The 367-nt window shown below is 36.8% G+C and carries 1 protein-coding gene; it reads left to right on the forward strand.

Annotated elements, in window-relative coordinates; genetic code table 11:
- Window positions 1-44 precede the first annotated feature (44 nt).
- Window positions 45-367 (forward strand): chorismate mutase (locus tag A142_RS19010; protein ID WP_347230499.1); only part of this gene is annotated, 323 nt, incomplete at its 3' end.

Genomic DNA, 367 nt, shown 5'->3' on the forward strand with positions numbered 1-367 from the left:
TTAGTTCCACTGAATTACGCAACAAAGCCGAACGCATGAGCTATATGCAAGATGTAGCTATATATAAAGCTATTCACGGGTTACCAATTGAAGACCTGAAAAGAGAGGAAATAGTTCTAAAGAAGTCTTCTTTGGCTAGTGAAAACTATGGATTGAATGTCGATAGTATGAAGTCATTTACTGTAGCTCTTATGTCATCAGCTAAAGCAATACAATACAGATATAGAGCAGATATGCTCAGTAAATCGGTTGATACAAACGCTGCAAGAGACTTAAAAAGTGAAATACGTCCCGCGCTAATTAAGCTTGGGAGTGAGTTAAACATGTCGATATCTGAGTATTTAGGTTCTGGAAATGTTTTTTCTGA

The sequence above is a fragment of the Vibrio splendidus 12E03 genome, assembly GCF_000272105.2.
Classification (GTDB): Bacteria; Pseudomonadota; Gammaproteobacteria; order Enterobacterales; family Vibrionaceae; genus Vibrio; species Vibrio splendidus_I.